The 15,566-nt window shown below is 62.3% G+C and carries 11 protein-coding genes; 4 read left to right on the top strand and 7 right to left on the bottom strand.

Features of this window, described 5'->3' with window-relative positions:
• Positions 1-37 precede the first annotated feature (37 nt).
• Both AC6H4Z_RS06165 and AC6H4Z_RS06160 read left to right on the top strand, forming a co-directional pair.
• Positions 38-2,368, top strand: coding sequence for an arylsulfatase (locus tag AC6H4Z_RS06165; protein WP_497545865.1), 2,331 nt, complete (start codon positions 38-40; stop codon positions 2,366-2,368).
• Between the two features lie 152 nt (positions 2,369-2,520).
• Complete coding sequence (locus AC6H4Z_RS06160; protein WP_497545864.1) at positions 2,521-2,919, top strand: VOC family protein; 399 nt, start codon at positions 2,521-2,523, stop codon at positions 2,917-2,919.
• A 17-nt stretch (positions 2,920-2,936) separates the two neighbouring features.
• On the opposite strand, the gene AC6H4Z_RS06155 is transcribed toward AC6H4Z_RS06160, so the two are convergent.
• Together AC6H4Z_RS06155 and AC6H4Z_RS06150 are read right to left on the bottom strand one after the other, a co-directional pair.
• Positions 2,937-3,662 carry a hypothetical protein gene (locus AC6H4Z_RS06155; protein WP_497545863.1) on the bottom strand — a complete coding sequence of 242 codons (726 nt, stop codon included), beginning with the start codon at positions 3,660-3,662 and terminating at the stop codon, positions 2,937-2,939.
• 95 nt (positions 3,663-3,757) lie between these two features.
• Positions 3,758-4,714, bottom strand: a complete 957-nt coding sequence (locus AC6H4Z_RS06150) for an SDR family oxidoreductase (protein ID WP_497545862.1) — start codon at positions 4,712-4,714, stop codon at positions 3,758-3,760.
• Between the two features lie 138 nt (positions 4,715-4,852).
• Here AC6H4Z_RS06150 and AC6H4Z_RS06145 point away from each other — a divergent pair, with 138 nt between their 5' ends.
• Positions 4,853-5,362, top strand: a complete 510-nt coding sequence (locus AC6H4Z_RS06145) for a GNAT family N-acetyltransferase (protein WP_497545861.1) — start codon at positions 4,853-4,855, stop codon at positions 5,360-5,362.
• On the opposite strand, the gene AC6H4Z_RS06140 is transcribed toward AC6H4Z_RS06145, so the two are convergent.
• Positions 5,359-6,480, bottom strand: a complete 1,122-nt coding sequence (locus AC6H4Z_RS06140; protein ID WP_497545860.1) for a M23 family metallopeptidase — start codon at positions 6,478-6,480, stop codon at positions 5,359-5,361. The two genes, AC6H4Z_RS06145 and AC6H4Z_RS06140, sit on opposite strands and share 4 nt — an antisense overlap.
• Before the next feature lie 150 nt (positions 6,481-6,630).
• On the opposite strand from AC6H4Z_RS06140, the gene AC6H4Z_RS06135 reads away from it, so the two are divergent.
• On the top strand, positions 6,631-7,455 hold the full coding sequence (locus AC6H4Z_RS06135; protein WP_497545859.1) for a GntR family transcriptional regulator: 825 nt from the start codon (positions 6,631-6,633) through the stop codon (positions 7,453-7,455).
• Positions 7,456-7,462: 7 nt separating this feature from the next.
• On the opposite strand, the gene dacB is transcribed toward AC6H4Z_RS06135, so the two are convergent.
• The 4 genes from dacB to AC6H4Z_RS06115 form a co-directional block, all read right to left on the bottom strand.
• Complete coding sequence (gene dacB, locus AC6H4Z_RS06130; RefSeq protein WP_497545858.1) at positions 7,463-9,049, bottom strand: D-alanyl-D-alanine carboxypeptidase/D-alanyl-D-alanine endopeptidase; 1,587 nt, start codon at positions 9,047-9,049, stop codon at positions 7,463-7,465.
• A complete protein-coding gene (locus AC6H4Z_RS06125; RefSeq protein WP_497545857.1) occupies positions 9,046-10,686 on the bottom strand; it encodes an N-acyl-D-amino-acid deacylase family protein in 1,641 nt (546 codons plus the stop codon). Before AC6H4Z_RS06125 ends, dacB begins: the two co-directional genes overlap by 4 nt.
• A gap of 90 nt (positions 10,687-10,776) precedes the next feature.
• Positions 10,777-12,069, bottom strand: coding sequence for a RagB/SusD family nutrient uptake outer membrane protein (locus tag AC6H4Z_RS06120; protein WP_497545856.1), 1,293 nt, complete (start codon positions 12,067-12,069; stop codon positions 10,777-10,779).
• Positions 12,070-12,129: 60 nt separating this feature from the next.
• Positions 12,130-15,195 carry a SusC/RagA family TonB-linked outer membrane protein gene (locus AC6H4Z_RS06115; RefSeq protein ID WP_497545855.1) on the bottom strand — a complete coding sequence of 1,022 codons (3,066 nt, stop codon included), beginning with the start codon at positions 15,193-15,195 and terminating at the stop codon, positions 12,130-12,132.
• Positions 15,196-15,566: the final 371 nt, after the last annotated feature.

Genomic DNA, 15,566 nt, shown 5'->3' with positions numbered 1-15,566 from the left:
CGTCGAGTTGGAGACGGACATTCATAGGAGGTGTTCGATGGCCAAGCCTTTCAAGGGAGTCATCAAGCTCGACGTTCGCGACTCCAAGCCCGACTGGACACCCTACGAACTCCCCCGTGCGCCGAAAGGCGCGCCCAACGTGCTCATCGTTCTGTACGACGATACGGGCTTCGCCGCGTGGTCGCCGTACGGAGGGCGCATCAACATGCCCACGTTACAGAAACTCGCCGACAACGGCCTGACCTATTCGCAATGGCACACAACCGCCCTGTGCTCGCCAACACGCTCGACTTTCCTGACCGGTCGCAATCATCACGTCAATCGATGCGCCTCGATTTCAGAAGGCGCCGACGGGTTTCCCGGCGCTGCAGGCCGGCTCCCCGCCGAATGTGCGACGATCGGACAGGTGCTTCAGGACAACGGCTTTAGCACTTTCTGGTTAGGGAAAAACCATAACGTGCCGACCGAAGACGTTTCGAGCGGCGGCAGTCGATCCGAATGGCCTTTGCAAAAAGGCTTCGACCGCTTCTACGGGTTTCTTGGTGGCGAAACCAACAACTGGTACCCTGATCTCACCGAAGACAATCGATTCATCAATCAGCCATACACTCCGGAAGACGGGTACCACCTGTCGAAGGATCTCGCCGATCAGGCGCTCCGGATGTTACGCGATCAGCGATCATCGAACCCGAGCAAGCCGTGGTTCATGTGGTTCTGTCCCGGCGCGAACCACGCGCCGCATCACAGCCCCAAGGAATACGCGGACAAGTACAAGGGAAAGTTCGACGATGGCTACGAAGCGTATCGCGAGTGGGCGCTCGCGCGGATGATCGAGAAGGGCATCGTTCCCAAGGGCACTGAGCTCACGCCAATCAATCCACTCCCAGAAGACGTTGCAAAGACCGCCCCGGGCGACGCGGTACGCCCGTGGAACTCGTTGAACGCCGACGAGAAGAAGCTCTTTGCGCGCATGGCCGAGGTGTACGCCGGATTTTCGGAATACACCGACGCGCAGGTCGGGCGCATCGTCGAGTATCTCGAAAAAACGAATCAACTCGACAATACGCTCATCTTCTACTGCGCCGACAACGGCGCGTCAGGCGAGGGAAGCCCGAACGGCTCCGTGAACGAGAACAAGTTCTTCAACGGATACCCGGACGACATCAAAGAGAATATGAAGTATCTCGACACGCTCGGTAGTCCCGACACGTACAATCACTACCCGACCGGCTGGGCAGTCGCCTTCAGCACGCCGTTTCAGATGTTCAAGCGGTATTCACAGTTCTCTGGCGGCACTTGCGATCCGCTCGTCATTCACTGGCCCAAAGGCATCAAGGCGAAGGGCGAGGTGCGGAATCAGTATCACCACTCGACGGACATCGTGCCGACGATTCTCGAGGCAGTCGGGCTCGAAATGCCGAAGACGTACCGGGGAGTCGAGCAGTATCCGCTGAACGGCGTCTCGATGCGATACACGTTCGATGATGCCAACGCCAAGACGCAGAAGAAGGTGCAATACTACGCGATGCTCGGCACACGCGGAATTTGGCAAGACGGCTGGAAGGCCGCGGCGCTACACGCGCCGATCAGCGGCGCTGGGCATTTTGACCAGGATCGGTGGGAACTCTACCACGTGGATGAGGATCGCTCGGAATCCAAGGACCTCTCCAAGGAAAATCCCGACAAGCTGAAGAGCCTCATCGACCTGTGGTTCAAGGAAGCCGATAAGAATTTCGTGCTTCCACTCGATGATCGTGGGCCTGTCGAGCTATTGGCAATTCAGCACCCAACGAGCGAACCGCCGCGCACGCGTTTCATCTACTACGCCGATACGTCGCCGGTGCCGGAAGCGGTTGGCGTCAACGTGCGCGGTCGCTCATACAAGATCGTTGCGGACGTCAACATCACGTCCGACTCCACAGGTGTGATCTTCGCGCACGGCTCACGCTTCGGTGGGCATGCGCTCTTCATCAAGGATCGGAAGCTGACCTACGTCTACAATTTCCTCGGCATCAAGCCCGAGCAGAAATTCGTGTCGTCGGAGGAACTGTCGCCGGGAAAGCACACGGTCGGCATGGCGTTCGTTCGAGAGAAGGGCGGCAAGTATGGTGAGTCGATCGGCAAGACGCAGCTCTACATCGACGAGAAGGTCGTCGCCGAAGGTCCGATGAAGACTCAGCCTGGACACTTCTCATTGTCAGGCGACGGAATCTGCGTCGGATACGACAGTGAAGATCGGGTGAGCGAGGAGTATGAGGCTCCGAACACGTTTACCGACGGAACGATTCTCGGTGTGGCAGTCGACGTGGGCGAGGACGTGTATCTCGACCTCGAACGAGAAGCCGCTGGGGCGATGGCGCGGGACTGAGCCTGGTCAGTCCGGGGCTCGCTGAGTCCGGTCGACAATTGAAACAGGTTGAAAAATTGTCGGCCGGCACGCTCGCGACGCCGCTCGAATCACGTTATACCTGAACACGCATTGGCAGTCCACGGAGGAAACACGAGCCCAAACCAGACACTGTGACCTCGACGACTCATTCTCTGAACGGAAGCAACCTCGCCGCGTCTCTGACCGTGAAAGACCTGAGCGCGAGCCTGGCGTGGTACCGCGATGTCCTTGGTTTTTCCGTCGACCGCGAGCACGAGCGCGGTGGCAAAATCATGGCAGTGTCGCTCCGGGCGGGCGACGTGCGCATCCTGATCGGTCAGGACGACGGCGCGAAGGGACTCGATCGCGCGAAAGGCGAAGGCTTCTCGCTTCAGATCACCACGGCACAGGACATCGACGAACTCGCCACAGCAATCAAAGCAAAGGGCGGAACGTTGTCGACCGAACCGGCCACGATGCCGTGGGGACCGCGGATGTTCCGGATTGCCGATCCCGACGGCTTCAAGTTCACCTTCTCGTCGGGATCGTAGCCGCACTCGCGGAAAAACTACCCGCGCGGATTCTGCTGCAGGGAAAGCGTCCGGACCGGGGCGAATTTCAGCCCGAGCGTGAACCGCAGCGAATTCATCATGTAGTTGGTGCCGACCGGAAGATTCGCCGTGTTCGTCAGGCGGTACGTCGCCATCCGGTCGCGCATCGCCAAGATCTCGGTGGTCACAGCCCAGGTGTTCGTGACCGCGAAGTCTGCTCCGGTGCCAACGATGCCACCGAATCCGCGACTATAGCGGCTCCCCTCATCGAGGCTCTGGCCGGCGCCGACGACTGATCGGTTGCCCGCCACCGTGTATTGGTCGAGCATGTTCACGTACGCGACACGCGCGTCGACGAACGGGCGGATCTTGCGATTCCACGCAAGCGGTGAATAGCGCGTTCCCGCTTCGGCCGTCTGACTTCTCGACGGCCCACCGATGAACGACGCCGTGAGATCGACGCTGGCGGAGAATCCCTGACCGACGAGGTAGTCGGCGTGCGTTCCCGTGCCGAAGGTCGTAAATCGGGAAACGCCAGGCATCTCGTAGGTGCTGATCAGCGTATACGCTTGGGCTGACCAACGCGATTGCTGCAAGGCGAGCGCACGGGCGACCGGCACGGCTGGCGGAGGAAGCGGCGCTGGATCGGGCGTGCCTCCGCGGCGCGGAACGCGCAGAACCTGGGCGGTAAGTCCCAGCGGAAATGCGAGTAACGCGGCAACAACCAGAGCTCGAGTGCGCATGGCAGCCTCACGGACAACGCTTTATGGTTTCGTCAACGCCTTCCCGACAGCATCAACTCTGGGGATTTGTACGCAAATCCGCAAGCGGAGTTTCGTCACCGGCGCTGCTTGGATTTCGCCAGGGCGTCGTCGAGCATCTTTACAAGTGCGTCTCGGTCGTAGCTAAACTTTTGTCCCTCGTTCAACTGAACGAGCTCCTCGATCACCTTCCGGATCGGGATAGCCGCCTGTCCGGCGACAGGAACGACGAGATACCGCGCCTTCGGCGTGGCGCTGGTGAAGGCGTCGAGCACGGCGTCGGCGACTTCGTCGGGCGGCGGATTGTTTTCGAACGCGCGCATGGAGTTCAGCGTCGACCGCAGCTGCGGTTCAAAGCGCGATCCCTTCAGAGTATTCGTATCGAACCGGGCTACCACGGTCCGACCAATGTCGGTGCCGTAATTCCCCGGCTCGATGAGACTGACCCGAACTCCAAAGCGCCCGAGCTCGGCGGCCAGGGCATCGCCATAACCTTCGATGGCGTGTTTGCTCATGCTGTACGCGCCGATCATCGGGCTCGCGACAATCCCATTCAGAGAACTGATGTTGACGACGCGCCCCTTCGACTCGAGGATCAGCGGCGCAAACGCCTTCGTGATGCGGTACGGACCGAGGGTGTTGACGCTCAGGATATTCTGCATGTCCTTCTCGTCCGCCTCGATCAGTGGCGCGATGACGAGTACACCCGCGTTGTTCACGACACCGTACAGTCCGCGTCCCGCCTTCGTTACGGCCTCCACCGCCGCCGAGATGTCGGCGGGAACGGTCACGTCGAGCCGAACGCCTTGCACGTTCTTGATCGCGTTGAGGTCGTCGAGATCCTTTTGCGCGCGCGCTCCAGCGTAGACGAAGAACCCATTCGCCGCGAGCCGCTCGGTGACCTTGCGGCCAATGCCGCTACTCGCGCCGGTAACGAGCACTGCACGCTGAGGTGCCGCACCTTGCGACTCCGAACGGGAGGCGATGAAAAGGAGCAGCGCGGCGAGGCGAAGGCCGAGTCGGACAGTGTGCATGGAGATGCTCAGTTTGGCGGAGAGGAGCGAGGTCCGCCAAGATGCCGTAATTTCCGGCTGCGAGTCAACCAATGAACGTTCCACCCGAGCGCTAAGACCGGCGTGTCTGTCGAGCAAACGACTCTTCGTACCGCGACGATGGCGGACGTACCGGCACTGCAACGCCTGATCGCTCAGTCCGTGCGCGGATTGAGCGTTGGCTTCTATTCGCCCGCGCAGATCGAAACGGCGATGACGGAGCTGTTTGGTGTGGACACACAGCTCATTGCCGACCAGACCTACTACGTCGTCGACGGACCGACCGGTCCCGCGGCCAGCGGTGGTTGGAGTGGTCGTCGGACGCTCTTTGGCGGCGATCAGGCAAAGGGCGCCGACGACCCGCGACTCGATCCCGCGACCGAATCCGCACGAATTCGCGCATTCTTCGTCCATCCCGATTGGGCTCGGCGCGGGCTGGCGCGCCGTCTCTATACTGAATGCGCTCGCGCCGCCTACGCCGCCGGGTTTCGCTCGCTCGAGCTATTGGCAACGATGCCCGGCGTGCCCCTGTACACCGCCCTTGGATTCACCGTCGCAGAACCAGTGACGCTGTCGCTCACGGGCGGCGTGGACGTCCCGTTCGCGCGAATGATCCGGCGAATCGATTAGGGAAAACGAACGATCTCGTTCTGCAGAGGGACACCGCCCTTCACTGGGACTGGCGTCGATCGCTTGCACCCGTCGCTGCCGCATCGGCCAACGACGTCGAAATTCGTGGCGTAGGGCAAACCCTCGGATGACAGAAAGGTCGGTCCGGCAGCGATCTGAAAGTGGACATGCGGTTCCGTCGAGTTGCCAGAATTGCCAAGTAGCGCGAGCGTCTGACCACGCTTCACTCGATCGCCGACCTTCACCTTGAGCGAGCCTGGCTGAACGTGCGCATACAACGCGTACTTTCCGCCCCCGATATCGAGCGCCACGTGATTGCCGCCGACGGTGATGAGAGTGATCGGCACTGCGCGTGAGTTGGCGCCAGGAATGTTCTCGGGAATGCTGTCTTTCGTTTCCACGACGATACCGTCAGCCACAGCAAGCAGCGGCGTACCGTACGCGTAATAGCTGGAGTTCTTGAGTGAATCGCCGCGAAACGAATTGCCCGCCGAGTCCAACTTGAGAAAGTCGATCGCGAAGCGCTGGCCGATCGCAGTATGGCCGTCGAGCCCGAGCACCAAGCGACGATGCCCCGAGCTATTCGACGGTCCGTTGAGTGCGCCCCACTCGCCGTGCACCGGCGGTCCAATCGCCACGGCGCGCGGCTCCACGGGAATCGTGGTGCCGCGTATAACGTCGGTCGTATCGCTCGTGCCGCGAGTGAACGTCAGTTGGTGGGTGAGCGCCGCAGGCGGACGGTTGGCGTCGGTGGGAATCCACAGGTAGACGTACGCGAGCATTCCGCCGCCAATCCGCATTCGCTCGGCCACCGGCACCGCAGGCCCTACGCGTGCCGTCGCCCGTATCAGCGCACTGTCCGCGAGATTGGCGACGACGCGTCCCGGCTTTCCGCCATCCACGGCGAGGACCTCGACCCGCCGCAGCGTGAGCGGATTGGCCGTGAGGTTCGTGACGTGTAATTCGTACACGAGGAACGCGCCCGAATCGCTCATCGCCACGGTTGGCGGCTTGGGCACCCGGAACTCGACGGACGGCGGGATCTGGGCGTGCGCGCGGGACGCGGTCGGAAGCACGGCCAGCAAGGCTCCAGCGAGGACGGCGACGACGGATTTCATGAGTCGTTCGGGCGAGGGAGCAGCCAACGTAACGCACCTCCTGCTTACGCGAAAGACCGTTTTGGTATACCGTCATGATCAGGTCACGACCATGTTACGACCGCCAGGCCTGCTTGCTCGGCAATTTACCCGAGAGCTATCTTTTCCTCCGTGCCCGCATCGTCATCGAGCCGCGCCAAGCGGCCAGCCGCCCGCTCGTCCAAGGGGTCCACCGCGTCGTCGCACTCCCGCACGCCGGTCGACAACGTCACTCGTGTCTACAACGAGCTGCGTACTCTCATCATCGCTGGCCAACTGCCGCCCGGCGCTCGCGTCGCCGAACGAGCCGTGGTCGCCAGAATGGGGATGAGCCGCACGCCGGTGCGGAGCGCCCTGCACCGGCTTCAGCAGGAAGGACTCGTCGCTTCCGTCGGCCGGGCGGGCGACCAGCGGCTGATCGTCACCCCGCTGACCCGCGGCGACGGCCATGAGGTTTTCCTCATCGTCGGCCACCTCGAAGGGCTTGCGGCCCGGGGAGCCGCGATGCTCCCATCCGAACCGCGCAAAAAGCTCGTACGAGAGCTGCGAGCGGTGAACAAGGAGCTCGCCGTTGCGTCGAAGGGCAAGGCGGCCCCGGCTGTTCTCTTCTCTCTCGACCTCAAGTTCCATTCGACGTACGTCGAGGGCGTGGCCGGACCGCGCGTCGTCGTCCTGCATCGGGCCATCAAGCCGCAGTGCGAACGGTACGCTCGCCTGTACGTAAACGTCCTGCTCGACGAGCTCTCGACCTCGGTGAAGGAGCACGAAGCAATCGCCGCGGCGATTGCCAAGGGCGATCCCAAGGCAGCGCAACACGCCGTGGAAATGAACTGGCACAACGCCGCCGATCGCCTGTCGACGATCATTGCCGAGCACGGAGAGCGCGGCGCGTGGCACATGTGGGACGGTGTTGCGGAAGAAGGCGACTCCGATTGGGCTACCCGGAGTCGCCGATAGCGCTGCGCTACGGCAGCGGGTCGTTCCACATCGCCGTGGCGATCTCACCGAGCGCCTGGCCAACGAGCAGCGCGGGGTCGCCTTTGTATCCTGGCGGGAACGGAATTCTATTTCCGTAAATAGCAAACGCTAAGCGTCTCCCGCTAGCTGTCGTCATGTATCCCGCCAGTCCCTTCCCGGTGATGATCATCCGCTGATTGAGCGGATCGACCAGCCCGAACGTTCCGGTCTTGGCGAACACTTTCCCAGCGGCGGGCGACTGGGGTTGAATATTCCAGAGCGTTCCGTCACGTCCGAGAATCGGCAGCGCCTTGCGAAACACCGCCGTGTCCGGCCGAGTTGCCATGTACGCCAGATACTGCACCATGAACGCTGGCGAGTAGAACGCACCTGGTGCCCCGCCGGCGCCGTCGCCCTGTGCGGCAGCGATCAAGTCGAGACCGGCTTTCGTCAGAAATTCGCGCTCAGCGTCGAAGCCCGCCTGCAGTGCGCCCCGCCCTCTGGTCTTTCCGACCAGCGAACCGACGATGTACGGCATCGTGCTCGCGTGCAGGTTCTGACTCACCTTGAGAATGACTTTGACCTCTTCGCCCAGCGGGAGCGACACATGCTCGGCGAGACGCGTCGAATCGGCATAGTGCGCGGCCAGACGTGCGACGTCCTTCTGCGAACCACTCGCGCCGTCGCGAACCGTGACGCCACGATCGTGGAGCGCCGCAACGAGCGCGCGCGCCGCGTAGTCGGACGGATCGTCGACGTTGATGCTCATCACCATCGGCTTCGCGTCAGCCGCGTAGCTGCCGGTGAGTCGGACCGTCACCTTCCCCGCGGAGTCGCGACTCAGCGACCGACGTACGCTCGAGACGGACTGCGCGGCAGTCGTCTTGATCTCGTTCACGAGCTTGAACATTCCGAGATCGGGCGACGGCCGGACCTTGACCGGGTCGCCCGCCTTGCTGCCCGCCGACACGAGAAGATCGACGACGTTGTCGTTGAGGATCACCGGCGAAATGACGACGCCCGTTCCGAGTTCGCGTTCACCCTGCGGAAACAGGCTCGCGTCCACGAGCACTCGGCCTTCGATCGACTTGATTCCCTTCGCCGCAATCTGCGCCGCGAGATCTCGCATGGCTGCGAGGGGATCGCCGATCGCGACGGCGACAGAATCGCCGCCGCCTGCATACGAGTGATCCTCATTCGCGAAACCCAACGTGTCGCCGACCGCGCGTCCCGACAGATTCGGGTCGCCCATTCCCACGAGCACGATGTCGCCTTTGACGACGCCGCCCGAGATTGGCCCGGTGCGATACACCGGTGTGCGGAAGCGATAGTCGGCGCCGAGCAAGGCGAGTGCGGTGCCGCTCGTGAGCAGCTTCGTCGTTGAACCAGGCGTGAAGAGCTGCTCGGCGTTGAGCCCGAACACCATCTTCTTCGCATCGAGGTCGTATGCCGCTACACCGAATGCTCCGTGCACCAGCTCCGGCCGCGCGTTGATCTCGGCGATCTTGGCCGCGAGACCCTGCGCATGTGCGCGTGCCGCGGACAGTGACAGTAGGGTCGCACCGAATGCGATTGTACGAAGGCGCGCGTTCATTTGCCTGCTCCCGGTCCCCAGAGGACCTTGCCTGCTTTTGCTCCGGTGTGCTTGCCGTGATCCACCGTCACGACGCCGTTCACAAGCACCCATTCGATTCCCGTAGGGAACTCCATTGGCTTTTCGTACGTCGCCTTGTCCTGCAGCGCATCGTAGTCGAAGATCGTGACGTCGGCCCAATTGCCAACGGCGATCGTGCCGCGATTGGCGAGACGCATTCGCGTGGCCGGCCAGCCCGTCATCTTGCGAACGGCTTCGGGCAACGTGAGAACGTGTCGCTCCTTCACGTACTTCGCGATGACACGCGGGAAGTTGCCGAAGCTCCGTGGATGCGGCAGGCCTGTTTCATCGGGCACGCCGATCTGCATGACGGCGCCGGCGTCGCTGCCGATGCTCGTCCATGGGAAACTCAGCGCGGTCTCGATGTCTTTCTCGCCCATCATGTGGTAGATCGCCATGACGCGTCCGTGTCCCTGCGCGACGATGTCCCACGCCGCGTCGGCGGGCTCTTTGCCGGTCTCACGTGCGATCTGCGCGATGTTCTTCTGCTCGTACTTCGCGTTGTCGGGGTTGCGCGCGTTCACGAGGACAACGCCGTCCCAGCCGCCCGCAGCATCGATGATGTTCCACCAACCCGGCGATCCGGACTTCACTTCGCCCTTGAGTCGTGCCCGCGTTTGCGCATTCGCCAAGCGCGACTTGAGCGAGTCTGTTCCGCCTTCGTGTGCCCAACTCGGGATTGTCGCTTCGAGGCCGGTACCGCCGGCCGTGTACACATATAGATCGGCGGCGACGTCGACGTTGCGTGCGCGCGCCGCATCGACCGCGACGCGCACAGAGTCCATGAGGATTCCCCAACTTGGCTGATTCGCCACTTTGAGGTGAAAGACCTCGACCGGCGCGCCCGATCGCTCTCCCACTGCGATCGCTTCCTTCACCGCATCGACGACCTCGGCGCCCTCGCCGCGGATGTGGCTCGCATAAACGCCGCCATACGCAGCAGCGGCCTTTGCGACCTCGACGAGTTCGTCGGTGGTGCTGTAGCTCGACGGCGGATAGATGAGCGCGGTCGTCATGCCCATCGCGCCGCCACGCATAGCCGTGTCCATGATCGCACGCATGCGTGCGAGTTCAGGCGCAGTGGGTGCGCGCGCCGATTGGCCGAGCACCGCAACGCGCGCCTGCGTCTCGCTGAAATAGCTGCCAAAATTGATGCTGATGCCGCTCTTCTCGAGATTCGAGAAGTATTCGCTCACGCGACCGGCGGGGACCGGAGTACCACCTTCACCACCGATCGCCGTCGTTACGCCCTCTTGCAGCTTATTCTCGGCGCGACCGTTTCGCGGTAACACGGAGCCCGACTGATCCATCATGTCGATCCAGCCTGGGCTCACGTACTTCCCGGCAGCGTCGATTTCCGTGCGACCGCGCCCCGGCACTTTGCCGATCTTCACGAAACGACCGCTCTGAATCGCGACGTCGGCGAGAATCCAAGGATTGCCCTGGCCGTCGAGCACCCGGCCGTTCCGAATCACGACATCATACTGCGGCGCAGCGGAGGGCCCCTGCGCGCCCGCAACGCCGGCTACAAGGCCACAGGCAAGCGCGACGACCGTTCGTCTCGTGATGTGAATCATTTCGATCGTGAAAGAGTGGAGGTCACAGGTCTCCGGATCACAGGCCAGGGTAACCCCCGACCAGAGACCTGAGACCTGTGAACCGAGACCTCAGGTCGCGTTCGGGTTATTGAGACGTTCCACGTCGGGCAACGGCAGGCAAACCGTGGTGCCGTACGTGCCGCCGACGCGCGGATAAACGCTGCCCGTCGCTGGGTTCAGCGGCAGGGTGAGGCGCTGGATATCGTAATTGCGCGTGCCTTCGAGGAAGAGCACACGACGGCGTTCGTCGGCAACGAGGTTCTTCATCGACGCCGCGTCCGTTGCGCCGACGTACGGCTTGAGCGACACCGTTGCACGCATCGCATTGATGATCGACACGGCGCTCGCGCCGCCCTGCACTTCGGCGAGAATGAGCTGCGCTTCTTCGTATCGCGCCATCGGAAGCGGAATCGCGTCACCCGTCGTGTTGTTCTGCGTCGGGCCTGACGAGTACTTCGCCGGCGCATAGATCACCGAGCGTGAATCCGCTGGACGAGTGTTCGTGGTGACCGTTGCCGATCGCGGATCGACTTCACCCTGTTCCGTCTTGAGGTTGATCGACACGGATTCGACAGTGTAGTTGCCGGTCTGCTGGACCGCTGCGTACACACGATTGGCTCGACGACCGCCGCCATCGCTTGCGTCGGTACTCGCGTTGTACACGAAGCCCTTTGGCACGAGCGCCGCATCGGTGGCTGCCCCCGCGGTATTGCCCTGATACAAGCGCACGCGCGCTCGTCCAACGTACGCCGCACTCACGACGGCAGTTTGTCCCGACGTTTGTCCTGCGGCGATTGCGTCGGTGAAACGCTTTTCGGCCAGGGCGAACATTCCCTTCTGATCGACCGTCGGGCCGTTGTCGAACGCGGCGCCGCACATCGACATGCCGAGCAGTGAGTACGAGAATCCCGCGTACAGGTTCATCTGCGCGATGTACTTCTGCCGGCCGGGAACCTGCGCATCGGTCCAAGCAGCCAACTTCGCAAGCGCGTTGTCGGCATCGAAGCGTGCCGTCGAGAGCGGCGTGTAGATGCCGGGGCCTTGGTTGCCCGCACAGCCACTCGTGCCGTAGATGCCGTTCGTCTGCGTGTTTGCGTCGCGGCGGTCATACGGCCACTGCGCGGCGCCGAGCTGTGAATCGGCCAGCTCGTCGGAAATGATGCCTTCGACCGTGACGGCCGATCCAAAGGCGCACTCGAAGTCGCTGATCGCGCTCACGACCATGAGGTTCGCAGCGGCGGGTGAATCGAACACCGTGACCGGCACGGCGTTCGGCGCGTTCACGTCGAGCAGTCGGCTGGTATTACACGCGACGACCAACCCGACGACGACCGACGCACTGATGGTTTTTGCAACTCTCATCATAAGTGAGTCCATCCAGTATGTGTGGCGAAGCCGCAAAGCATGCGGCTTCGACGGGAGTTAGTAGTTGACGCGGACCGTGAACACGAACGACGTGAGCGGCGGATACTCGGCCTGGTCGACACCGAAGTTTGCGCCGGGGTTCGAACCAGAGACGAACATCATTTCCGGATCAAGACCCGTGTATTGCGACCACGTGTGCAGATTGCGGCCGGACGCCGTGAGCGCAACGCCATGTGCGCCGAAGCGCGACGACAGCCGTTCCGGTACGTCGTACGACAGCGACAGTTCGCGGAGCTTCATATACGAAGCGTTGTTGATCACGAAGTCACGCAGCGTACCGTTGCTCTGCATCTGCACGAGCAGACGCGGGTCCGTCTTCGCCGGCTGCACGTACTCGAGGCACGTGTAGAAGATCTGGCAGCGGATGCGAAGGTTGTTGTCGAGACGCGCGAAGTCCGTGGCGTAGTCGGTCATGACATACAGCCGCAGGTTCGTGAAGAAGCGAATCGTGTTCGTCCACGAGCCTTCGACCGGCGGAATGCCGCGACCGAGGTAGACCTTGGGCGCCTGGACCACACCGGCCGCGTTGTAGCACGGCATCGAGCCACCCTTGCCGTCGTCACAGATCGGGTTGATCGCCTTGCGCTGCGTCGGATCATACGTCGCGCTCAGCACGCGATACGAGAACCAGGAGTACGGTGCGTAACCCACGCGGTGCGAGTACGAACCGTTGTCGATCGTCGTGTCCTTGCCGTTGAGCCGTTTGATCTTGCCGTTGTTCGTCGACACGTTGAACGCCGACTCCCAACCGTAGGCGCGGCGCTGGATGACCTGCGCCTTGATTCCAAGCTCGATACCAGACTTCTGAATTTCACCGGCGTTGAAGAACTGCGTGCTCGCGCCGAAGCCCGTGCCCGGTGCCACACCGCGCGAGAGAATCGCGTCCTTGGAAACGTCGTTGTAGTAGGTGAAGTCGAAGCCGATGCGATCGCTGAACGTGCCCGCTTCGAAGCCGAGCTCCGTGCCGAACACTCGCTCTGGCTTGAGGTTCAGGTTGCCGAACGTGCTCGGGGTGAGCGTCGACTGGCTATTCGGTCCCGCGACCGGACGCAGCGTGCGAAGTGCCGTGTTGTAGGCTGGCTGCTGACCCGAGCCGCCGTACGCGCCGCGAAGGCGCAGGTTGTCGATGAACGACGGCAGGTGCGCCTTCACCGTCTGGTTCTCGCTCGCAACCCACGACATACTGGCCTTGGGGTACGTCACCCACTTGATGTCTTTACCGAACGCGCTGTTGTTGTCGACGCGTGCTGCCGCGGTGACGAACAACTGCTCGCGCCAGCCGAACTCCTGCTGGAGATAGAAGCCGAGCGTGTTGTTGCGTTGCGCGTCGGAGCTCGCAGGAATCTTTGTGCCGGCGGCGGTGATCGTTTCCAGACCCGGTGCCGGGAAGTGGTCGCCCTCGGCCGAGAAGTACGTGTTGTAGTTCGTGTAGTACTGAATGCCGCCGGCGGTCTTGGACGTCAGCGTCGGGCGAAGATTCAGATTGATCGCGCCCGTGTAGTCGTAAGTGTTGTAGAACGCCTGGTGATGGTTCTGGTAGCGGAAGCCGTCAAAGCTCGAGCCCCAGAAGTACGCAATCGTGTCGTTCGTGATGTACGGCAGGTAGTCGACGTCGTCCTCGAGCGTGTAGTCCGTACCCACCGCGAGGCGGTTGGTGAACCAGCTCGTGGGATTGAACCGGAGCGTCACGCTGCCGGTGAAGCGATTGAGGTTCTGCCAGAACTGCTCTGCGCGATCAGACTCCGGCGGCGAGCTGTTGAAGCCGCGTCCCCAGCCGCAGGCCGGATCGCTGCTGCCGACGCAGAACTTGGACGTGTTTACAGGATTCGAATAGAGCGAGCCCCAGAGCGTACCACCGCAGCCCGCTTCGCAGCTCAAGCTCGTCTTGCTCTTGATGTAGCCCACGCTCGACTCGAGCTCGAACTTTTCGCTCGGTGTTACCGAGAGGTTCGTTCGCGCCGACTGCTGAATGCGCTCGTTCGCGTAGTCCACGCCCTGGTTTCCGCTCCATTCACCTGACGCGAAGAATCGGAACAGTGGCGAGCCGCCGCTGACGTTCGCTGCGTAGTTCTGGATGCCGCCATCGCGGAAGAGCGGCGTGCCGCGCGCGTTCTCCGTCTGATAGACGTTGACGCTGTAGAGCGACGTGTCACCCGCGCTGAGCTTACACGAGGAGTTCGTGAACGAGTTACAGTAGTTGGTCGGGATGCGACCGGCCGCGTCCTGGAACCAGTTCGAACCGCCCTTCACGGTGAAGGAATACTTGGTGGTTCCCGCCGCGCCCTTCTTCGTGAGGATGTTGATGACGCCGCGCGCCGCTTCCGTTCCATAGAGCGTGGCCGCCGCGGGACCCTTGAGGACTTCGATATTCTCGATTTCCTCGGGCGAGAAGTCGTTCAAGCGCGAGATGACACCCGAACTGAACGCCTGCACGTTGATGCCGGTGCCCGTCTGATTGTCGACGCGCACACCGTCGACGTAGATGAGCGGATTGCTCGACAGCGAGAAGCTGCTGATGCCGCGAATGCGGATCTGCGAGCCGGCGCCAACCTGTCCCGTTCCGGGAAGGACGACGACGCCTGGCGTTCGGCCATTGAGCAGTGCGTCGACGCTCGGCACTGAGGTTTTTGCGGTGACGTCGGAGACGTCGACAGATGAAATCGACGTACCGAGTGCGCGTTTCTGTTCGCCGCCGGCAGTGCCGGTGACGACCATTTCGTTGAGCTCGAGCGCGCGCTCCGTCATCACGATGCGCACATCGGTCGCACCGACACGCACCGACACTGAGTCGGGTCGATAGCCGAGGGATCGGGCCTGCAGCACGACCTGCGATCCGGTGACGCCGGTGATGCGGAAGCGCCCGGAGGCATCGGTAACTGCGCCGCGGCCGGCTTGACCACTAACCGAGATCTGCACGCCCGACAGCGCGCGCTGCGAGCCAGAGACCACTGCGGTTCCGGCGACGGCGCCCTCTTGGGCATGCAGTCGTTGGGGCGCGAATAGCACGACCGCGAGTGCCGCAGCGGTATGCCATGTCGCGCGAGTCCATCCAACGTTTCTCATAGTCCTCCTCCCAATGTGGATTGTGCAGCGGATCGACGGCGTGTGCGTGACGCGATAGCGCGTTCGACGACGGACGCGCTGACTACGACAAAGTCGAAGATGAACTACCAATCGGTCGGGAGGCTGAGGAATCGGTGCGCCTCGAACCGAAGACAATTGATTACGGGGTCGATTGTACACCGCAGCGGTCGACCACGCAAATACGTTCGGGAACTTTGTGTCGCGCTTTACAGCGCGCTGACGGCTGCACGATTACGCTCGAGCCTGTCTCGGCGAGGCAGTCCAGAACGTGTAAGGGATTTGTTCCGCGCACGGACTATATCGCGATTATTAGAGTACTCATATAGACCATCGGGGAGATGCATGACACG

This window comes from Leucogemmata humicola, from assembly GCF_055379415.1.
The sequence above is the reverse complement of the archived record's forward strand: the minus strand, read 5'-3'. Positions and strand labels throughout refer to the sequence as shown.